At 39.4% G+C, this 20,190-nt stretch carries 21 protein-coding genes; 19 read left to right on the top strand and 2 right to left on the bottom strand.

Annotated elements, in window-relative coordinates; all coding sequences use genetic code 11:
- Positions 1 to 299 precede the first annotated feature (299 nt).
- The 7 genes from AWM71_RS07740 to AWM71_RS07710 all read left to right on the top strand — a co-directional run bounded on the left by AWM71_RS07740 (position 300) and on the right by AWM71_RS07710 (position 7,158).
- On the top strand, positions 300 to 707 hold the full coding sequence (locus tag AWM71_RS07740) for a hypothetical protein (RefSeq protein ID WP_060777397.1): 408 nt from the start codon (positions 300 to 302) through the stop codon (positions 705 to 707).
- 526 nt (positions 708 to 1,233) lie between these two features.
- Positions 1,234 to 2,535: a histidine--tRNA ligase gene (gene hisS / locus AWM71_RS07735; RefSeq protein ID WP_101660346.1), complete on the top strand. Its 1,302-nt coding sequence runs from the start codon at positions 1,234 to 1,236 to the stop codon at positions 2,533 to 2,535.
- Positions 2,536 to 4,305: an aspartate--tRNA ligase gene (gene aspS / locus AWM71_RS07730; RefSeq protein ID WP_060777395.1), complete on the top strand. Its 1,770-nt coding sequence runs from the start codon at positions 2,536 to 2,538 to the stop codon at positions 4,303 to 4,305.
- 49 nt (positions 4,306 to 4,354) lie between these two features.
- The gene (gene sppA, locus AWM71_RS07725) at positions 4,355 to 5,377 is read left to right on the top strand and encodes a signal peptide peptidase SppA (RefSeq protein WP_060777394.1); all 1,023 of its coding nucleotides are present in this window, start codon (positions 4,355 to 4,357) and stop codon (positions 5,375 to 5,377) included.
- A gap of 1 nt (position 5,378) precedes the next feature.
- Positions 5,379 to 6,053: an RDD family protein gene (locus AWM71_RS07720; protein WP_060777393.1), complete on the top strand. Its 675-nt coding sequence runs from the start codon at positions 5,379 to 5,381 to the stop codon at positions 6,051 to 6,053.
- A gap of 199 nt (positions 6,054 to 6,252) precedes the next feature.
- Complete coding sequence (locus tag AWM71_RS07715; protein ID WP_060777392.1) at positions 6,253 to 6,834, top strand: hypothetical protein; 582 nt, start codon at positions 6,253 to 6,255, stop codon at positions 6,832 to 6,834.
- 33 nt (positions 6,835 to 6,867) lie between these two features.
- Positions 6,868 to 7,158, top strand: coding sequence for a hypothetical protein (locus AWM71_RS07710; protein ID WP_060777391.1), 291 nt, complete (start codon positions 6,868 to 6,870; stop codon positions 7,156 to 7,158).
- Between the two features lie 121 nt (positions 7,159 to 7,279).
- Here AWM71_RS07710 and AWM71_RS07705 read toward each other — a convergent pair whose 3' ends face one another.
- Positions 7,280 to 8,110, bottom strand: a complete 831-nt coding sequence (locus tag AWM71_RS07705) for a pyruvate, water dikinase regulatory protein (protein ID WP_060777390.1) — start codon at positions 8,108 to 8,110, stop codon at positions 7,280 to 7,282.
- A gap of 111 nt (positions 8,111 to 8,221) precedes the next feature.
- Between AWM71_RS07705 and AWM71_RS07700 the strand changes: the two genes are divergently transcribed.
- Entirely contained in the window at positions 8,222 to 8,719 is a 498-nt protein-coding gene (locus AWM71_RS07700) for a Fur family transcriptional regulator (protein WP_060777389.1), read from the top strand.
- Between the two features lie 88 nt (positions 8,720 to 8,807).
- On the opposite strand, the gene AWM71_RS07695 is transcribed toward AWM71_RS07700, so the two are convergent.
- On the bottom strand, positions 8,808 to 9,734 hold the full coding sequence (locus AWM71_RS07695; protein WP_060777388.1) for a 2-keto-3-deoxygluconate permease: 927 nt from the start codon (positions 9,732 to 9,734) through the stop codon (positions 8,808 to 8,810).
- 354 nt (positions 9,735 to 10,088) lie between these two features.
- Here AWM71_RS07695 and rpsU point away from each other — a divergent pair, with 354 nt between their 5' ends.
- From rpsU to rnz, 11 genes are all read left to right on the top strand, one after another.
- Positions 10,089 to 10,262: a 30S ribosomal protein S21 gene (gene rpsU, locus AWM71_RS07685; RefSeq protein ID WP_060777386.1), complete on the top strand. Its 174-nt coding sequence runs from the start codon at positions 10,089 to 10,091 to the stop codon at positions 10,260 to 10,262.
- A 58-nt stretch (positions 10,263 to 10,320) separates the two neighbouring features.
- Positions 10,321 to 10,764 (top strand): GatB/YqeY domain-containing protein, encoded by a 444-nt coding sequence (locus tag AWM71_RS07680; RefSeq protein WP_060777385.1) that lies wholly within the window; start codon positions 10,321 to 10,323, stop codon positions 10,762 to 10,764.
- Positions 10,765 to 10,935: 171 nt separating this feature from the next.
- Complete coding sequence (locus AWM71_RS07675; RefSeq protein ID WP_060777492.1) at positions 10,936 to 11,907, top strand: PhoH family protein; 972 nt, start codon at positions 10,936 to 10,938, stop codon at positions 11,905 to 11,907.
- A gap of 30 nt (positions 11,908 to 11,937) precedes the next feature.
- Positions 11,938 to 12,414: an rRNA maturation RNase YbeY gene (ybeY, locus tag AWM71_RS07670; RefSeq protein WP_060777384.1), complete on the top strand. Its 477-nt coding sequence runs from the start codon at positions 11,938 to 11,940 to the stop codon at positions 12,412 to 12,414.
- On the top strand, positions 12,389 to 12,820 hold the full coding sequence (locus tag AWM71_RS07665; RefSeq protein WP_060777383.1) for a diacylglycerol kinase family protein: 432 nt from the start codon (positions 12,389 to 12,391) through the stop codon (positions 12,818 to 12,820). Before ybeY ends, AWM71_RS07665 begins: the two co-directional genes overlap by 26 nt.
- A gap of 13 nt (positions 12,821 to 12,833) precedes the next feature.
- On the top strand, positions 12,834 to 13,745 hold the full coding sequence (era, locus tag AWM71_RS07660; RefSeq protein WP_060777382.1) for a GTPase Era: 912 nt from the start codon (positions 12,834 to 12,836) through the stop codon (positions 13,743 to 13,745).
- Between the two features lie 26 nt (positions 13,746 to 13,771).
- A complete protein-coding gene (gene recO / locus AWM71_RS07655; protein ID WP_060777381.1) occupies positions 13,772 to 14,554 on the top strand; it encodes a DNA repair protein RecO in 783 nt (260 codons plus the stop codon).
- Between the two features lie 262 nt (positions 14,555 to 14,816).
- The gene (glyQ, locus tag AWM71_RS07650; protein WP_060777380.1) at positions 14,817 to 15,743 is read left to right on the top strand and encodes a glycine--tRNA ligase subunit alpha; all 927 of its coding nucleotides are present in this window, start codon (positions 14,817 to 14,819) and stop codon (positions 15,741 to 15,743) included.
- A complete protein-coding gene (gene glyS / locus AWM71_RS07645; protein ID WP_060777379.1) occupies positions 15,736 to 17,829 on the top strand; it encodes a glycine--tRNA ligase subunit beta in 2,094 nt (697 codons plus the stop codon). Before glyQ ends, glyS begins: the two co-directional genes overlap by 8 nt.
- A gap of 36 nt (positions 17,830 to 17,865) precedes the next feature.
- The gene (obgE, locus tag AWM71_RS07640) at positions 17,866 to 19,200 is read left to right on the top strand and encodes a GTPase ObgE (RefSeq protein ID WP_060777378.1); all 1,335 of its coding nucleotides are present in this window, start codon (positions 17,866 to 17,868) and stop codon (positions 19,198 to 19,200) included.
- 54 nt (positions 19,201 to 19,254) lie between these two features.
- On the top strand, positions 19,255 to 20,175 hold the full coding sequence (rnz, locus tag AWM71_RS07635; RefSeq protein WP_060777377.1) for a ribonuclease Z: 921 nt from the start codon (positions 19,255 to 19,257) through the stop codon (positions 20,173 to 20,175).
- Positions 20,176 to 20,190 lie beyond the last annotated feature (15 nt).

Here is a 20,190-nt window from a genome sequence, read left to right as displayed (position 1 = left end):
TTTTCTTAAGAAAGTGTAGATCGATAAAAAGAGATGAGTTTATGCTCATCTCTTTTTATATGGTGTTTAAATAAAAGGAGGACTTATTGAATTGAAAAGAAAATAGTTTTATTAGTCGGTTATTAGCATTAATGAAGCAGTATAGGAAAAGAGGAATTGATGGGTATTAAATATTTCAAATGCGTTAAGAATGGATTGATGAGAATAAGAAATCTATTGATGAATTAACGACAAAAGTCAGTTAAACGGAAGAGGCACTGACTAAACATGATGGGGATTTAGACAAAATTCATAATGAGATGAATACTATCCATATTGCTATTCGTGAATTAGACAAAAAAGTAGTGGATACCAGTAAACTTGCTGAAACGGTTAAGGCAAATAAAGAACAAACGGATCAAACAATCAATGCCTTACAAAAAACGATTGGGACTTTAGAAACAAAAGCTAAAGAAAATGAAAACTTAAAATCACAATTAGACCAAGTGAAAGGACAACTTCAAAAAGCTGAAGAAGCCTCCAAAGCGCAAGCAAAGGATATTACTAGCTTAAAAGCAAATTTAAGTCAAAGTGCGGAAGCTGCCCAAAAAGCAAAAGAAACTTTAAAGCAGCTTGCAGATCAAGACAAAGAGTTGAAAGATGCCCTGAAATCTTTACAAGAAACAGTTAAGAAAAACAAAGCAGATCAAGATAATCAAATGAAGTGATATGTTGAACTTATAAGTTTAAAATTAAAAAAAGCTACTGACTTTTTTCTATAAATAGTGGTATATACCTTTTTATTATAACCCTGGTATCCCAGTTCAAGAGAAAGTTTTCGAAGTATAGGAAGTCGTATTCTTTATTATTACGCTGGGAGTAAAGTCGTTATTGGGCGGCTTTTTATTTTGCTGTGATTGAAGGAGAAGATTATTCCTAATAGAAGGAAACAGAAAACATTTTGGATTTCAGGGGGCTAGGTGTTGACTTTTGTCCTTAAATTGGGTAATCTATCATTTGATAACACCAATGAAGGGGCATGCGAAGGCATTGACTGGTGACCAGCGAAGGAGAAAGGTGAGAGCTCCTGACCGGTTAAAGACACCCTGGAGGTGAATAGTGAAAAGCTATTCCGTTCATCGCGCGTTAGGCGAAAAGGGCAGAGTATTCTGCTAAATTAAGGTGGTACCACGATTTTATCGTCCTTATTTCCAAAAGAGGAAATAAGGACGTTTTTTTATGAAGAAGGAGGAAATAATGATTCAAAAACCAAAGGGAACGGTTGATATTTTGCCATCTGACATCGGCATTTGGCATTATATTGAACAAGTTGCTCGTAAGTTAATGGCTAATTATTGTTATCATGAAATTCGCACACCGATATTTGAATCTTTCGATTTATTCAGTCGGGGTGTGGGAGAAACAACGGATGTTGTGACTAAGGAAATGTATGATTTCTATGATAAAGGGGAACGTCATATTGCTTTGAAACCGGAAGGAACAGCACCTATTGTGCGCTCTTTCATTGAGAATAAGCTCTATGGTCCTGATCATTTGAAGCCATATAAGGTTTATTATATCAGCCCTATGTTTCGGTATGAACGTCCTCAAGGCGGTCGTCAAAGACAATTCCATCAATTAGGGGTGGAAGTGTTTGGCGGTACAACAGCAGCCAGTGATGTAGAATCGATGGCTTTGGCAGTAGATATTTTGAACAAATTAGGGGTCAAAGATCTAAAACTCGTGATCAATTCTCTAGGGGATACAGAAGCTCGTTTGGCCTATCGTCAAGCTTTGATTGATTACTTAGAACCCCATTTTGATGAACTATCTGAGGATTCCAAGACACGTCTCTATCAAAATCCGCTGCGGGTCTTAGATTCCAAAGATAAAAAGGATAAGGTTATTGTTCAAGGCGCACCAAGTATTTTGGACTATCTCTCAGAAGAATCCAAGGCACGCTTTGAAGGGGTGAAATCTCTTCTTGAAACCCTTGATATTGCTTATGAAGTGGATGTCAATATGGTTCGGGGCTTAGATTATTATCAAGATACGATTTTTGAGATTATGACGAATGATCAAGTCTTCGGGGCTGAAACCACGATTTGTGGTGGTGGAAACTATGGTAACTTGGTCAAAGAACTTTCTGAAGGGCGTCAGGATGTACCAGGTTTTGGGTTTGCGATTGGTATGGAACGTTTGATCCTTCTTATGCAGGCTCAACAAGTCCCAGTTCCTCAAGACGAAAGTTTACAAGTCTATGTGGTAACAATTGGAGATGAAACGATTCCTCAAGCCATGAAAATTGTTCATTCACTTCGTCAACAAGGGGTGTCTTGTGAGATGGATGTGAACCATAAGAAGCCTAAGAAACAATTTAAAGACGCTGATAGAAGAGGCGCTCTCTATACCTTAACACTAGGGGAAGAAGAATTAGCAAAGGCTAATATTAATGTAAAAAATCTACAAACAGGCCTTGAAAAGACCTTGAAGATGGATCAAGTCTTGGCAGACTTTAGTCAAATTGAGGAATTAATGAAAGAAGGAAAAGAATAAATGAAAAGAACTACATATTGTGGACTTGTTTCCAACGAATGGATTAAAAAAGAAGTTACTTTAAAAGGATGGGTACAAAAACGTCGGGACTTAGGTGGCGTTATCTTTATTGATATGCGTGACCGTGAAGGCATCGTTCAAGTCGTTTTTAACCAAGAAAACTTAGGGGATAATTTCCCAGTGGCTGAAAAATTACGGTCAGAATATGTTATTGAAGTGCATGGGACAGTAGTTGCGCGTGCAGAAGGTGAAGTGAACCCTAAATTGAAGAATGGGGATGTGGAAGTTATGGCCACTGAACTTACTATTCTCAACAAAGCGAAAACTCCTCCATTCCCTGTAGAAGATACTATCGACGTTAATGAAGATACTCGGATGAAATATCGTTATATCGATCTTCGACGTTCTAAAATGCAGAAAAATATCCGTTTACGTTCTAAAATCACACATGCCATCCGCAATTATCTAGAAGACGCTGATTTTTTAGATATTGAAACGCCTTACTTAACTAAATCTACTCCTGAAGGTGCTCGTGACTACTTAGTTCCTTCCAGAGTACATCCCGGCGAATTCTATGCTTTGCCACAATCTCCTCAATTGTTGAAACAATTATTAATGTCTTCAGGCTTTGATCGTTATTACCAAATCGTTCGTTGTTTCCGTGATGAAGACTTGCGGGGAGACCGTCAACCAGAATTTACACAAGTCGACTTAGAAACTTCCTTCCTCAGCCAAGAAGAAATTCGCGACTTGGTCGAAGGCATGTTAAAACAAGTGATGAAGACTGTTAAAGGAATCGAAATTTCAGAAGATTTCCCAGTAATTTCTTATGATGAAGCAATGGCACGTTATGGTTCTGATAAGCCAGATACTCGTTTTGGTTTAGAATTAGTAGACCTCAGTGACTTCATCGGTCAATACAATTTGAAAGTTTTCAATATGGCTTTGGAAAATGGCGGATTGGTTAAAGCGATCAATATTAAAGGGGCTGCTGATAAGTATTCCCGTAAAGATTTGGATGGTTTAACCGGCTTTACAGCCCCATTTGGTTCTAAGGGAATCGCTTGGATTAAAGTCAGTGAAGAAGGTTTAACAGGACCTATCGGTAAATTCTTCAAAGAAAATCCACAACCTTTAGTAGATCGGATGCAAGCAGAAGCCGGAGATATCCTCGTCTTTTCTGCAGACAAAGCTTCCGTAGTCAATGCTTCCTTAGGCGCTGTTCGCTTGAAATTTGGTCGTGAACTTGGATTAATGGACAAGAATCAATTTAACTTCCTCTGGGTAGTTAACTGGCCATTATTGGAATACAACGAAGATGAAAAACGTTATACCGCTATGCACCACCCATTCACTATGCCAAATGAAGAAGATTTGGATCTCTTGGCCACTGAACCTGAAAAAGTTTACTCCCAAGCTTATGATATTGTCTTGAATGGGTATGAAATCGGGGGTGGATCCATCCGTATTCATAAGAAAGAAATTCAAATGGAAATGCTTCATGCTCTCGGTTTTAGTGAAGAAAGTGCTCAAAATCAATTTGGTTTCTTGTTGGATGCTTTGGAATATGGTTTCCCACCACACGGCGGATTGGCTATTGGTTTAGACCGCTTTGTTATGTTATTAGCTGGTGAAGACAATATTCGTGAAGTCATGGCCTTCCCTAAGAATGGACGGGCAATTGATCCGCTAACCAATGCACCAAGTCAAGTTTCTGAAAAACAATTAGATGAATTGAAATTAGCGATTACCAAGATTGATGTCGATTAATAATCAATTGATAATAGGCGTAACCTTGTCATGAGGAAGGATGATCATTATGAATAAGAAGAGTTGGCTAGTTGTCATAGCAGCAGCTTTGCTTTTATTTTTTGGTGCGCAAGGAGCTTCCCTTCGCCAAGAACGGTCAAATTTGAATGCACAATTAGCAGAAGAAATGATGGGAAATAAAACCATCGAAGAAGGCTCATCAAGCAAACGTATTGCAGTGTTAACAGTGGAAGGAACGATTATGGATCATGGAGAAGGTTCTCCGCTAAAAGAACCCCTTACATATGACCATAAGGGCACTTTGCGTGCGATTGAAGATTTGAAAAAAGACAACAATGTAAAAGGCTTAATCTTAGAAGTGAATTCTCCAGGTGGAGGGACCTTTGAAAGCGTTGAACTTTATCGGGCACTTCGTTCTTTAAAAGAAGAAAAGAAGATCCCTATTTATGTCTCCATGAAAAAAATGGCAGCCTCTGGCGGTTACATGATTTCTATGGCAGGGGATAAGATTTTTGCAGATACGGAAACGATGACCGGTTCTATCGGTGTGATTGCTTCTGCTTACAATGTAAAGGACTTGATGGATAAGTACGGTGTGAAGGTTGAAACCTTTAAAACGGGAGATCATAAGGACATGCTCTCTCCTTATCGTTCAGTCACAGATGAAGAACGGAATATGATGAAGGACCTCTTAAATGATTCTTATCAAGAATTCCTAAAAATTGTTGAGGAAGGGCGTCATATGAAAGAAGATGACGTAAAACCTTTGGCAGATGGTCGGATTTATTCCGCTCGTCAAGCCAAAGATAAGCATTTGATTGATGAATTAGGTTATCGTAAAGATGCCATTGCGGCTTTGAAGAAAGATTATAATCTAGAAGGGGCTAAAGTTTATCAAGTCAAACCTAGCCAAGTGAACCGGCTAGTTCATTTCTTTAAACGCTTTTCATTAGGAATCTCTCTTCAAAAGCTTATGCGTGGAAATGGCTTGAGTGATGATTTACAAGCTGTTCAAACTTTAAGTAAGCAACTAGGGAGTCCGAGACCTTATTACCTGTATGGAGGTGAATAAGATGTTTGGCAAGAAAAAGAATAAAAAAGAGACCGTGGAAGATATTTTAGCTGGCCTCAATGATCATATCTATCAGGGAGCTTTAGAGAAAGAATTGGCGGAAGATAGAGAAGAAAAAAACTCTAACGTATCTAATCAGTCGACTCAGGAGAAGTGTTCTTGTGATCAAGCCTGTTCCTGCAGAACGACTTGTGATTGCGGTAAAGTTCAAGAGTTATCAGCGGATGCTTATCCCAGAGCAGTCTATGCGGGATTTTGGATGCGTTTGGTAGCTTTTGGGTTAGATGTCTTATTCTGTAAATGCTTGAGTAATATTTGTTTTTCTGGAATAACATATTTTTTAGGGGAAGAGATTTTAGTCAAGGATGGTTTATTCGAATTCTTTGTGATGAATGGTGTTTTTGTGGCGTATTTTACGCTAACAAGTTTTTTCTTGGAGGGGCAAACTTTAGGCAAGTATTTTTGTAAATTGAAGGTGGTCGCTACTCAATCTGATCATCTTTCTTTGGGAACTTGCTTGATTCGAGAGGGCTTAGGGAAGCTTATCTTATATCGTTTCCCTATTTTAGGCTTGTGTGTTCTCTTTACGCCCCAACGGCAAAATTATATCGACTTTTTTACAGATACCCTTGTCATTTCTCTTGAAAAATTTCACTTAATGAAAGGATCTTTGTAAAAGGTTTCATAAAATTGGAAGATATAGGGCTACTTGCTTCTTTTAATTAAAAGAAGTAAGTAGTTTTTTTATTAAAAAAGGCTTATAAAAGTTTTTAATAGATATAAAAGGCCATTGACTGGATAGCGCTTTCAAGATATTCTAAAAGTGTGATAGAAACGTTTGGTGTAGCTTGTATTGATGAATGGAGGTATTCCCTATGAAATGGAAACAAAAAATAATGAGATTACTTTTTGCTTTAAGTTTTATAAGTATTGTTACTTGGAAAATGCCTCAAGATAATGTAGATGCTAAGGAAAAAAGGGTCTTATCTACTCTTGAACAGAGGACCTATGTAAAACAGCAAGCGGATGTAGCGGTTTCTTACTTAGTCAAAGATAATCATCGCCTTTATTTTGATTTAGGAAGAGCAGAAAAGGAAGGTGTCTCAGCAACTGCTATCAAGATCGGGATGGGAATTGAACAACTGAGTGAAGATTATTCGGAAGGAAAATTTTCTGCGATTCGGTTCTTAAGAATGAGTATTCCTTTCCATGGGAATTATTGTGGACCTGGACATAGCGGCAATGATTTTACAGAAGAGCCGATTGATATCTTGGATGAAGGTTGTCGACGGCATGATCTCTGCTACCAGCCTTTTTCGCCAGGAGCCAATTGTGACTGTAATCGAGAACTTGTGGAATACGTGAAGGAAAATATGCCTTATATGGATGAATCCATTTTATGGAAGGCAGCAGCCATTATCGCTTGGTTTGATTCGGTAGGTCAGTGGGGCTGTTAGGAGCGATTTTCAAATAGAAATGTGGTGAATGACATGTTAGAAAGTGTGCGAACAAAAATTGAAAAATATAGCAAGGCATGGATACTTGCGAGTTTATTTCTTTGGATAATTTGCTGGATATTACCGCAAAAGGATTTTATTTCGATCACTACTTTTGGTATTCCACGCCCCCTAGGGATTTTTATGAATTACTATATTATCCCAGCTATGGGAGCTTTGATGATTTTAGCAAGCTTCATTGGTCGCAAGAAAAGTCTCTTTTTCTTCGGTTCTTTCTTCTTAGTAAGTTTTTGGGTAGTGATTGGATTATTATTGAGTGTATGAAATAAATCGTTTAGTCCCTAATAGAAAAAAGTTTCTATCACCCTTTAATTGAGTGATATATAAATAAACCCCCTGTCTGAAACTTTTAGGAGATTCGGGCAGGGGGCGTTTTATTGAAAAGTTAGTTTCCTTTTGTGGGTAGGTAGTTCATGAACATTAAAATAAGAGTAGCGGTTTCTTCGATGGAGCGCTCGGCTACATTAATAATCGGGCATTGGAGGCGTTCATAGACGTCATTGGCATATTGGAGTTCCTTTTCGATGCGGTTATCGTCACTGTAAAGTCCTTTTTCATCTACTCCATATGATCGCATACGCTCACGCCTAAATTTATTTAAGATATCGATATCGTTTGTCAACCCGATCAATTTATTGGTATCTACTTGAAAGATTTCTTCAGGGAGCTTGGCTTCAGGGACTAGAGGTAGATTAGCCACTTTGTAACCTTGAAAAGCAAGAAAGATAGAGAGGGGAGTTTTAGAAGTCCTAGATATTCCTAAGAGAACAATATCAGCTTCTTTGAAGCGTTCAGGATAACGTCCGTCATCATTTTGAACAGCAAATTCGAGGGCGCTGATTCGCTTGTAGTATTGGTCATTGAGTAGGTGACGTTGACCCGGTTTTTGATCGGGAGAAGTTTGCGTATCGTGACTAACTAACTGGATTAAAGGATGAAGGACATTGTTATAATAGATGCCGTTCTTTTGACAATAGTCGTTCGCTAATTGGTCGAGTTCCTTTTTGACGAAGGTCGCAACAATGTGAGCCCCTGTCTGTTTGGCTTTCTCTAAGATAGGGAGGAGGTTATCTTCGTGTTGGACAAAGGGATAGGTAGTGGTTTTGATATTAATGCCTGGAAATTGAACAGCGACACTTTTGAGGAGATCGACCGTTAGTTGGCCGACCGCATCAGAAATGAGATAGAATTCTGAAGTATGAGATCTTTGGGTCATGTGAGCACCTCTTTTCATAGATTCTTGTTCAGTATACCATATTCTGATTTAAAACTAGCCGAATACCTATTAATTTTGTATAATAATGGGGCAAGGTGAGGAGAGAGAAGTATGGTAGATTTTGTAAAGGCTTCAATGAACTATTTAAGTGAACTGGGTTATAAGTACACCAAGCGTCGGGCGGATATGTTGGCGGTATTTAGTGATGATCCTCTACATTATAAAAGTGCCAAAGAGGTGCAGCAAACCCTATCGAAGGATCATCCCTCTATTTCTTTTGATACAGTTTATCGGAATTTACGTTTGTTTGTAGAGTTGGAACTGTTGGAAGAAAATGAAATTGATGGAGGAATGGTCTTTCGTCAACATTGTGATCCTATTCTTGGCCATCATCATCACTTTATTTGTACCTCGTGTGGAGGGACGGTGCCTGTTCGTTTAGGAGATATTAGTCAGTATCAAGAACAGTTAGAAGGATACCTCATTCAGAGTCATGTTTTTCAATTGCGCGGACTGTGTCCAGACTGTCGAAAAAAAGCTGCTGAAAAGAGAAAGTGTCCCGATGATTGTCGCAAAAAAGATTCTTGTTCCCATTCACACAATAGATAAGAAAAACTTCATAAAGTAGTGTGGAATCAAAAAATCGCTAGATTAAATTCTCTACGAAAGAGAGGATCTAGCGATTTTTTGGATTAAATTATTGGGATAATTTGTAGAGTTTTTGGGCTAAGATAGGAGTCAATATCGATGAGATCACAACACCAAAAGCAATTTGAGCAGTTGCCGGCCCTACGAGGGGCTGATAAACTGGTAGAGTTTGCCCAATGAGGACGGGAACTGAAACAGACATGCCTGCAATAGAGGACATGGCAATAGAAGTTACGCCATCTTTTTTGAGGAGATAGCGTTCAAATCCTACCATCAAAAGAACCATAGGAATATAGTAAAGCAGTGTTAACAAGAATCCTTGAGGACCTGCTTGGATAGCATCGATTAAGTTAATATTCGCTCCAAAAGCAAATCCCATAAAAGGTAAGGAAAGAGCTGCGCCAGGGGCAAGAAAGTCTTTCATTTTGGTATCTATATTCCCAATGACAACTCCAATAAGAACTGGAATCAAGGTAGAAATAATAGGAGTCCAATTAATAGTGGTGGCTTGGGAGAGCGAAAATACTAAGAGAGGATAGGCAGGTGTGCATAGAATACCGATTAATCCAAAAGCAGCCATATCATTCTGAGAGCCATAATCTTCTTCTAAAGCTAAGAAGAGGGAAGGATTAGTGGAACAAATCGTAACAATATAAGCAATAGCAGAGATGCCAAAGACGCCTCTCATTCCAAAAATATGAATAAAAAGTAAGCCTAATCCTATGTTAAGCAAAGCTTTGACAAGAATCAGCATGCCTTCTTTTTTGAGGACAGTAGAGACTTGGCGAATATCCAAGGAAACGCCTGAGCATAAGCAAGCGAAGCCTATGATATAATTAAGGCCTTTCGAAGTGAAAAGTGCTTCAGTAGCTCCTCCTATTTCAAAAAAATGTGGTAAAAAAGTACAAAATAGGGCGGATACTAACATAGGAATAAGTAAGAGTCCGCCTGGAATTTTTTTCATTAAAGTGTACATGCTTTTTCCCCTTTCATATACAATTGGCTTTATTTTTATAGAAATATCCTATTTTAAAGAGCCTCCTTTCATAATAAGCCACTTTGCTTAAATTTTAAAGGAAAAAGATTTCTCAAAGAAATAGAATAAGAATCGGCTGCTTCACGTTGAGTCAAAAAATCCAGAATAATGAGTGAAGAAGTCAGAAAAATTGGGAAAGTGATTCGCTTATCCAGCAAATTTTCAAAGGGAAAATGAGAAAGAATGATTGACGGCTTCATTAAACTTAGGTATAATTTTCTTTGTACATTTCTCACCAAAGGATTCTTTGGGTGACGAGAAATGCTAAGGATGCAACGAGGGGAGGGAAAGTTCATGTCAAAAACTGTAGTTCGTAAAAACGAATCTATTGATGACGCTCTTCGTCGTTTCAAACGTTCGGTTTCAAAATCAGGTACTTTACGTGAAGCACGTAAACGTGAATATTATGAAAAACCATCAGTTCGCCGGAAGAAAAAATCGGAAGCTGCTCGTAAACGTAAATATTAATAGCGTAAGTATGAATGATTGGCGTGCATCGTAGTTAATAAGAGATAGGAGGCGCCTCATGGCAGCAATTGATCAAATCAATCAAGAGATAAAAGAAGCCATGAAAGCTAAAGATAAGTTTCGTTTATCCGTTATCCGTATGTTGAAGGGCGCTTTGCAAAAAGCTGAAATCGACAAAGGTGAAACGTTAACGGAAGAAGAAGAATTAACGATTCTTTCACGAGAACTTAAGCAACGGAAAGATTCTGTTGCAGAATTTCGTGAAGCAGGACGGGACGATTTAGCCGATGAGACTGCTAAGGAGATTGCTATTGTGGAAACTTATCTTCCTAAACAATTGTCCGAAGAAGAAATCACGGTTGCTCTCAAAGAAGTCATTGACCAAGTAGGAGCGCAATCCATGAAAGATTTTGGAAAGGTGATGGGGGCCGCTGTCAAAGCCTTAAAGGGCAAAGCAGATGGTTCTACTATCCAAAAAATTGCTAAATCGCTCTTATCTTAATAATAGATAATCGCTAAAAAAGCTGGCCAAAGCCAGCTTTTTTTGTGTAAAGAGAAGGCTATCTTTTGATTCTCTTTTTAACGGAAAATAGGAGAGCTTCTGTGAAGGACTCGAATTTTAGCTGATCATTTGCTATACTATAACTATAAAGAAAAGGGAGGACGATGGCGTTTGAGTGAACCACTTTCCACGAAAAGATTTCGCTTAGAACATCCGGAGAATGCGGATTTATTATACGGCATTCATGACCACTATCTTCAAAACATAGAAACACATTTTGGAGCGGCCATCAATGCACGGGGCGATCAAGTGGAGATTATTGCGAGTGAAGATCAAGTTGATCAAATTCAGGCGATTTTGAAAGGCTTAGAAGGAATCTTAAAGAAGGGGCATCCTCTTGATGAACGGGATGTTCTAACGGCCATAACTTTGGCAGAAGAAGGAAAACTTGAGGGGCTTGAACATCTCTATGATCAAGCTATTGGGAAAACCTATGATGGTAAAATTATTCGCCCCAAAACTTTGGGACAGTCTCGTTATATAGAAACCATCAAGAAATCTTCGGTTACTTTTGGCATTGGACCAGCAGGAACAGGGAAGACTTTTTTGGCAGTGGTGATGGCGGTTTCTCAGCTTAAGAAAGGCCAGGTCAAGCGAATCATTTTGACTCGGCCAGCTGTGGAAGCAGGAGAAAGCTTAGGTTTTTTACCAGGAGATTTAAAAGAAAAAGTAGACCCTTATTTAAGGCCAGTCTATGATGCCCTCTATGCGATCTATGGATCTGAACATACAGAACGCTTAATTGAACGAGGCGTTATTGAGATTGCTCCGCTCGCTTATATGAGAGGGAGAACGTTAGAAGATGCTTTTGTTATTTTGGATGAGGCGCAAAATACGACCCCTGCCCAGATGAAGATGTTTTTAACGCGGTTAGGTTTTGGATCTAAAATGATTGTCAATGGCGACAAGACTCAAATTGACTTGCCTAGTGGTGTTCATTCCGGCTTAAAGGATGCAGAAAGAATTTTAAAGGGACTTTCTGCTGTTGATTTTGTTTATTTTGATGCTAGTGATGTGGTTCGTCACCCAGTAGTATCGGCGATTATTAAGGCTTATGATTTACAGCAAGCATCAAGTCATTGATGGAAGAATTTTTGAGGAGGTGTAAGGACAGTGTTATCTGTTCTATTTTGTGATAAAACAGGGGGACTTACCCCAGAGCAAGAAAAAATTATAAAAGGTGTATTAGATACCGCCGCTCAACGGTTAGATTTAAAGGGAGAAATTGAGATGTCTTGTACGATTGTTGATGATGAAGAAATTCATATCATCAATCGGGATTATCGAGGTTTTGACCGCCCAACAGATGTGATCTCTTTTGCTATTAATGATGAAAGTCCTGATGAAGAAGAGATCAAGGAGTGGCCAGAGGATCTTCCTTATGAATTAGGAGACTTATTGATTTCATTAGATACTGCCAAAAGACAAGCCGAAGAATATAATCATTCCCTTGAACGGGAGTTAGGATTCTTAGCTTGTCATGGTTTCCTTCACCTCAACGGCTATGACCATATGGAACCGGAAGATGAGAAGGTGATGTTTGGCTTACAACGTGAAATTTTAGATGCCTATGGACTTAAAAGAGAATAAGCCTCTAAAAGCAGTCACTTCTTCTGCACGTCGCTCCTTCAAGACGCATTCTTATCGAGAATCTATTGGCTATGCTCTAGAAGGTTTGTTTTTTGCCTTTAAGCAGGAGCGAAATATTCGCTTCCAGTCAGTGATGATGGGCCTTGTGATTCTCTGTGCCTTCTTTTTTGGCGTTTCACGGGTGGAATGGGTGATTTTGCTTTTATGTTGTTTAATGGTATTAGCAGCAGAATTGGCAAATACATGTGTGGAATGGTTAGTGGATCTGGTGACAGATAACCACTACTCCCTGATTGCCAAACGAGTAAAAGATATTGCGGCAGGGACGGTTTTTTTGACGGCAGTTTTTTCTGTGGTTATTGGTGGAATTATCTTTATTCCTTATTTATTGAACTGGCTGTTTTAGAAAGGAAGACACTTTGAATTTAACGAATCATTATCATTCTGGATTTGTAGCTATTATTGGACGACCAAATGTTGGAAAATCAACCCTTATGAACAAGATTATCGGACAAAAAATTGCTATTATGAGTGATAAGGCCCAAACCACTCGCAATAAGATTCATGCGATCTATACGACAGAAAACGAACAATTAATATTTATTGATACACCGGGAATTCATAAACCCAAGCACGAATTGGGAGAATATATGGTGAAGTCCGCCTACTCTGCTTTAGAAGAAGTGGAAGTCATCTTGATGCTAGTCAATGTGACAGATAAGATTGGACCTGGCGATCGCTTCGTTATGGAGAAGTTGAAAGATTACCAAACACCTAAAATTTTGGCAATTAATAAAATCGATCAAGTAAGTAAAGAAGACTTAGCTGAATTTCTTCAATCTATTCCCCATCCTGAAAGTTTTTCGGCTATTTTACCGATTTCCGCTTTGAAGCGAGAGGGTGTTGAGGAGTTAATTGATCAATTAGTTTCTTATATGCCAGAAGGTCCGCAATATTATCCAGAAGATCAAGTGACGGATCATCCGGAATATTTTGTTGTTTCTGAAATGATTCGTGAGCAAATTTTAAAACTGACTCGCGATGAAGTGCCGCATTCTGTAGCAGTAACAGTTGATAAGATGCAAAAGGATGAGTTTGATAAAGTTCATGTTTACGCTAATATTATCGTTGAGAGAAAGAGTCAAAAGAGAATCATTATCGGTAAGAATGGGGCTATGTTGAAAAAAATTGGTTCCAATGCTCGAAGAGAAATTGAAACCATGCTAGGCGCTAAAGCCTATTTGGAACTTTGGGTAAAAGTAGAGAAAAATTGGCGAGATAATAATCGCTTACTGAATGACTTTGGTTATAAGCCTAAATCTGATTATTAGCCTTTAAGGAATAGAAGGAGAGACGTATGGAACCCGTGGAATTTTTAGGTATCGTGCTTTTTCAACGTCCCTATAAGGACCGGGACGCTCTCCTTAAAATTTTTACGCGTTCGAAGGGAAAACGTATGTTTTTTGTAAAAAATCTAAAAAGCCCCAATCATTTTTTGAAACGGGCGTGTTTCCCCATGGCTAGAGCGACTTATATTGGCCAAATCAACGCGCACGGTTTTTCTTTTTTGAATGAAGTGAAAACCTGCTATTTTCCCAAGCAGGTTCAAGTAGACATCGAAGCAAATGCTTATGCCAGCTATCTTGCCCATTTGGTAGATGTGAGCTTAGAAGAGGGAGAGGTGGATGAAGGCTTATTCGATAAGCTGTGGCAAGCCCTGGAGAAGATAGAAGAAGGGAACGATTCGATGGTCATTGCCAATATTTTGGAAGTTCAACTTCTTCCTAAATTTGGCGTGGATCCGCACTTAAAGTCTTGTGTATTTTGCCAAAAGGATCAAGGTATTTTTGATTACTCTGTGAGGTATGACGGTCTTATCTGCCAAGACCATTTCTCGAGGGATCCCAAGCGTTCGCATTGGTCTGCGCGAGCGGCACATTTTATTCGGATATTTAGTCAATTAGATTATGAAGCCATTCAAAGTATCTCTTTGAATGGAAAGACTAAGCGAGAGATTCGACAAGCGATCGATAGTCTTTATCAGGAATATGTGGGAATTTCTCTTAAAAGCAAATCTTTCATTGATAAACTGATAAATTTTGACAATCCGCTTGACGATTCCTATTCCAGTAAAGTATGATAAGAGCGTATAAAAGTTTATGCATAGATAGTAAAGAGTAAATAAACACTTCTTGCGCAGTGAGTCTGGTGAGTGGGAACAGATCAGGAGTTTTATTGAAAGGCGTACTTGAGCATAACAAACTAAAGTGCTAGCTATTGCTAGAAATAGGGTGGAACCGCGTTTGAACGTCCCTATGTGTACCTGAGGTATACATAGGTTTTTTATTTGTCGTGAACCCTAGAATAGAACTAGCCTAGGACAGTGAGAGAGAGGAATATTAATGACAAAGAAAGCAACGACAATTCAAGAAATGATTTTGGCCTTGCATCAATTTTGGTCTGAGCAAGGTTGCTTAGTGATGAATGCTTATGATACAGAAAAAGGGGCTGGGACTATGAGCCCTTATACCTTCTTAAGAGCTATTGGACCAGAACCTTGGAAGGCTTGTTATGTGGAACCTTCTCGTCGACCAGACGATGGACGTTACGGGCAAAACCCTAACCGCTTATACCAACACCATCAATATCAAGTCGTTTTAAAACCTAATCCTGAAAATGTTCAAGAACTCTACATCAAGAGTTTAGAAAGTTTAGGTATTAATCCTTTAGAGCATGATATTCGTTTTGTGGAAGATAACTGGGAAAATCCTTCTATGGGATGTGCCGGTTTAGGTTGGGAAGTTTGGTTAGATGGGATGGAAGTGACCCAGTTTACTTACTTCCAACAAGTGGGAGGTTTAGATTGCCATCCAACGACCTCTGAATTAACTTATGGGATTGAACGCTTAGCATCTTATTTACAAGGTGTGGATTCCGTCTATGACTTAGTATGGTCGAACGGTGTGAAGTATGGGGAAATTTTCCAACATCCTGAATATGAACACTCCGTATATTCTTTCGAAAAAGCAAATACCGATATGCTCTTTAAAGCTTTTGATGCCTATGAAAAAGAAGCCAACCAACAATTGGAGAATGGCCTTGTTCATCCTGCCTATGACTATATTTTAAAATGTTCGCATACTTTTAATATTTTAGATGCACGTGGTGTGATTTCTGTGACAGACCGCGCAGCTTATCTTGCACGGGTTCGTCATATGGCTCAACAAGTCGCTCGACTCATGGTAGAAAAACGGAAAGAATTAAAATTCCCTCTGCTCTCCAGAGAAGAAGCTAGCCAGTATCTAAAGGAGGAAGAAGAACATGAATAATCATTTTTATTTGATCGAAGTCGGCTTAGAAGAAATGCCGGCGCAATATGTACGTTCAGTCAGCCAACAATTTCAAAAATTAGTGGAAGCTTTCTTAAAAGAAGAACGTTTAACTTTTGAAAGCACGCAAGTTTTTGCTACCCCCCGTCGGTTTGCAGTGTTAGTGAAGAATTTAGCGGACAAGCAAATCGATTTTAGTGAAGTGGCTAAGGGACCTGCTAAAACTATTGCTATGGATGAAGAGGGCAATTGGACTAAAGCAGCGCAAGGCTTTGTTCGTGGTAAGGGATTAACTACAGATGATATCTATTTTGAAACGATCAATGGAAAAGAATACGCTCATGTAAAAGTGGAATCCCCTGGTCAACCTGCTGTGGAAGTCCTTCCTAAAATTAAAGACTGTATCACTCAGATGACTTTCCCAGTTGCTATGTTTTGGGCCAATCATGATTTCCGTTATATTCGTCCTGTACACTGGATTGTTTCGCTTTTAGATAAGGAAGTCGTACCTTTTGAAGTGATGGGGCTTCAAGCTGGACGCAAGAGCCGTGGTCATCGTTTCTTACATCCAGATTCTTTTGAATTGACCAATGCCGTGTCTTATGAAGAACGTTTGGCAGAAATGTATATTGTAGCTGACCAAGACAAACGGAAAGCAATGATTCAATCCCAACTTCAAGAATTGGAAGAAAGCCATCATTTCCATATTATGGAAGATGACGATCTTCTTGAAGAAGTGACCCAATTGGTCGAATATCCAACAGCTTTTGTGGGAGAATTTGATGAGAAATACTTGGCTCTCCCAGCTCCTGTTTTGATTACGTCTATGCGTGAACATCAACGTTACTTTGCAGTAGAAGATCAGAAGGGAAACTTGTTACCTCGTTTCATTGCTTTACGGAACGGAACAAAGGATGGCCTTGAAAGCGTCAAAGCTGGAAATGAAAAGGTCCTTGTAGCCCGTTTGGAAGATGCGATGTTCTTTGTAAAAGAAGATAAAGAAGTCGCTATTGATGATTTTGCTAAGAAATTAACCCACGTAACCTTCCATGCTAAAATTGGTTCCCTCAAACAAAAGATGGAACGGACAGGAGTAGTGGCGAACTTCTTGTATAGCAAATGGGCCATGGAAGAGGTCTTTGCTTCTCAGTTAGCCAGTGACTTCAAGCCACAAATTTCACGCCTTCAATCTATCTATAAGTTTGACTTAGTGACGCAAATGGTCGATGAGTTTAGTGAACTCCAAGGGGTTATCGGCGAAATCTATGCTAAAGAAGCTGGAGAAGATGAAGCTGTGGCTATTGCCATTCGCGAACACTATCTCCCTAATGGGTCAGAAAGTGAATTGCCACAAACGCCGCTTGGAATTTTGATGGCAATTGCTGATAAATTAGAAACAATTATTTCCTTCTTCGCCATTGGAAAGGCTCCTTCTGGGTCTAACGATCCTTTTGCCTTAAGACGTCAAATGATTGGGATAGTGACCCTTCTTGCGCACTATCACTTACCTTTTGAATGGCATACAGATCTCAAAGAACTTCTTGATTTGGTTTATAATTTCGATCAAGAAAAAGAATCCAAAGTTTCAGCGGACTTGCTTCAATTTGTGTCTGATCGCTTAAAGAATACCCTAGAAAGCGAAGGTATTCGGTATGATATTTCTCAAGCGGTTCGAGAAGCAGAAATTTTCGATGTCTTATCCATTATTGAAACAGCTAAGACTTTGAATCATCACGCCAAAGATGATCACTTCAAGGCCAATGTCGAAGCTTGGCAACGGATTAGCAATTTGAAAGCAAAAGCAGAAGAACTTCACGTTCAACAAGCAACCGTTAATCCCGATCTCTTTGAAACTTCTTCTGAAAAAGAACTTTGCCAAGCGGTGAAGGGATTGAACTTAGGAGAATTTGAAGAAGAAAATTACCAAGAATTAGAACAACTCACGCCATTAATCAGCCGTTTCTTCGAAGAGAATATGGTCTTTACAGAAGATGAAGCGATCAGAAATAACCGCTTGACCCTATTAAAACAATTAGCACGGCCACTGGCAGCTCATTTTAACGTTCAAGAGATTGTCAATAAATAAAAGTATGAATCAACCCAAAGAAAGGAGGCGGAACTCTTGTCAACTTTTTATGATTACGCCAAAATTAAAGTTAAAGCAGGTAAGGGCGGAGATGGTATGGTAGCCTTCTTACGTGAAAAGTATCGTCCTGATGGAGGTCCAGCAGGTGGAGATGGCGGACGCGGAGGAGATATTATCTTCAAAGTCGATGAAGGGCTTCGAACATTAATTGATTTCCGTTATAATCAACACTTCAAAGCAAAATCCGGAGAGAATGGGATGCCAAAAGGTCAGTACGGTCGAGGCGCAGAGTCTCTCGTGGTCCCTGTCCCTCCTGGAACAGTTGTTACAGATATGGATAGTCAAGAAGTTTTGGGCGACTTAGTCGAAGCTGGCCAAGAATTGGTGGTCGCAAAGGGCGGTCGAGGCGGAAGAGGCAATATAAAATTTGCCACCCATAACAATCCTGCTCCAGAAATTGCAGAAAACGGAGAGCCTGGCCAAGAGCGCACGCTCAAGTTAGAATTAAAAGTTTTAGCAGATGCGGGTTTGGTAGGATTTCCTTCTGTTGGAAAATCGACGCTCCTCTCTGTGGTCTCTCGAGCTAATCCAAAGATTGGGGACTATCACTTCACCACCTTGAATCCTAATTTAGGGGTGGTAACCCCCAAAAACCAAGAAGCATTTGTCTTAGCTGACCTTCCAGGATTAATTGAAGGTGCTTCTCAAGGCATTGGGCTTGGAATGCAATTTTTACGGCATATTGAGCGAACAAAAGTGATCTTGCATGTCGTCGATATGGGGTCTTTTGAAAATCGAGATCCTTTTGAAGATTATGTGGCGATTAATAAAGAATTAGAAGCTTATGATCCCGCCTTATTAGCGCGGCCTACCTTGATCGTGGCTAATAAGATGGATATCCCAGAAGGGGAGCTCTATTTGGAAGAATTCCAAGAGAAATTAGGCAACTATTTCAAGCAAAATTATCCGCAATTGACGCCGCCAGCTATCTTTCCTATCTCAGCCTTTACTCATAAAGGAGTCGAAGCTCTGATGGAGGAAACTGCACGTTTAGTAGAAGAGGAAACTTTACGTCTTCATGCCCTTCAAGAGGAGGAGAAAGCAGAAGAAAAAGTGGCCAATTATACGGAAAAAGATTTGGAACCTGAACCCTATTTTGAAATTAATCAAGATAAAGATGGCGTTTATGTGCTTTCAGGAGAGCCTATTGAAAGAGATTTCAAAATGGCAAACTTGGAATACCATGAAAGTGCTTTACGTTTTGCACGAAAATTAGCTTATCATGGAGTCGATCAAGCGCTCAGTGAACATGGAGCACAGGCAGGAGACATTGTTCGTATTTTGGATTATGAATTTGAATTTATGGAATAGAAGGAAGAGGGGGAGTATTCCTCCTTCCTTTTGAGGATTAGAAAGGAGGTTTGCATGGAACTCGCTTTTATTGGAACAGGAGCTGGTGTCCCATCCAAGCCTAGGAATGTGAGTTGTACGATTCTTAAACTTTTAGAAGAGCGCAATGAGATGTGGATGTTTGATTGTGGAGAAGGCACTCAACAACAAATTTTAAAGACAACCCTCAAGCCTCGAAAGGTGACCAAGATTTTTATCAGTCACGTTCATGGGGATCATATGTATGGACTCCCTGGTTTTTTAAGTTCACGGTCTTTTCAAGGGGGAGAAAATACGCCGCTAACGATCTATGGCCCTGTAGGTGTGAAGGAGTTTGTGTTAACCAGTTTAAAAGTTTCTCAAACCAAATTAACCTATCCCTTGCATTTTGTTGAATTAGAGCAAACAGGGGTAGCTTTTGAAGATGACCAGTTCACAGTGACCTATGATACTTTAGAACATGCGGTGCCTTCGTATGGTTTTCGAATTGTGGAGGCAGATAAGGTCGGTGAATTATTAATTGATAAAGCGCGTGAGGCAGGCGTCCCAGATGGCCCACTTTTAGGGCAATTAAAAGCCTTGAAGCAGATTACCTTAGAGGATGGTAGAGTGCTAGACGGAAAAGATTTTGTAGGCCCTGATAGAAAGGGCAAAATTCTTGCAATCTATGGAGATACTCGCTATTGTCCACAAGGTATCCGCTTAGCAGAAGGCGCAGATGTATTAGTTCATGAAGCGACTTTTGCGGCTGGAGAAGAGAAGATGGCATATAATTACTTCCATACAACGGCTGGTCAAGCAGCTAAATTGGCTAAAAAAGCAGGTATTAGCAAACTTTATTTGACACATATTTCAGCGCGTTATGTTGGAAAAATGGCGCAAGAATTGGAAAAAGGGGCCAGACAAATTTTTGAGGCCTCCTATGTTGTGAAAGATTTCGATGAATACACGATCTAAATTTTTCAGATAGGA

This window comes from Aerococcus christensenii, from assembly GCF_001543105.1.
In the GTDB taxonomy this organism is placed as follows: Bacteria; Bacillota; Bacilli; order Lactobacillales; family Aerococcaceae; genus Aerococcus; species Aerococcus christensenii.
This window is presented reverse-complemented; position numbering and strand designations above follow the sequence as displayed.

Coding starts and splice junctions, on each gene's coding strand:
- AWM71_RS07705 (WP_060777390.1), bottom strand. CDS start 8,110: ATGACCCAAAGATCTCATACTTCAGAATTCTATCTCATTTCTGATGCG.
- AWM71_RS07740 (WP_060777397.1), top strand. CDS start 300: ATGAATACTATCCATATTGCTATTCGTGAATTAGACAAAAAAGTAGTG.
- sppA (WP_060777394.1), top strand. CDS start 4,355: ATGAATAAGAAGAGTTGGCTAGTTGTCATAGCAGCAGCTTTGCTTTTA.
- AWM71_RS07715 (WP_060777392.1), top strand. CDS start 6,253: ATGAAATGGAAACAAAAAATAATGAGATTACTTTTTGCTTTAAGTTTT.
- aspS (WP_060777395.1), top strand. CDS start 2,536: ATGAAAAGAACTACATATTGTGGACTTGTTTCCAACGAATGGATTAAA.
- rnz (WP_060777377.1), top strand. CDS start 19,255: ATGGAACTCGCTTTTATTGGAACAGGAGCTGGTGTCCCATCCAAGCCT.
- rpsU (WP_060777386.1), top strand. CDS start 10,089: ATGTCAAAAACTGTAGTTCGTAAAAACGAATCTATTGATGACGCTCTT.
- recO (WP_060777381.1), top strand. CDS start 13,772: ATGGAACCCGTGGAATTTTTAGGTATCGTGCTTTTTCAACGTCCCTAT.
- AWM71_RS07720 (WP_060777393.1), top strand. CDS start 5,379: ATGTTTGGCAAGAAAAAGAATAAAAAAGAGACCGTGGAAGATATTTTA.
- AWM71_RS07680 (WP_060777385.1), top strand. CDS start 10,321: ATGGCAGCAATTGATCAAATCAATCAAGAGATAAAAGAAGCCATGAAA.
- AWM71_RS07665 (WP_060777383.1), top strand. CDS start 12,389: ATGCCTATGGACTTAAAAGAGAATAAGCCTCTAAAAGCAGTCACTTCT.
- glyQ (WP_060777380.1), top strand. CDS start 14,817: ATGACAAAGAAAGCAACGACAATTCAAGAAATGATTTTGGCCTTGCAT.
- glyS (WP_060777379.1), top strand. CDS start 15,736: ATGAATAATCATTTTTATTTGATCGAAGTCGGCTTAGAAGAAATGCCG.
- AWM71_RS07710 (WP_060777391.1), top strand. CDS start 6,868: ATGTTAGAAAGTGTGCGAACAAAAATTGAAAAATATAGCAAGGCATGG.
- AWM71_RS07695 (WP_060777388.1), bottom strand. CDS start 9,734: ATGTACACTTTAATGAAAAAAATTCCAGGCGGACTCTTACTTATTCCT.
- AWM71_RS07700 (WP_060777389.1), top strand. CDS start 8,222: ATGGTAGATTTTGTAAAGGCTTCAATGAACTATTTAAGTGAACTGGGT.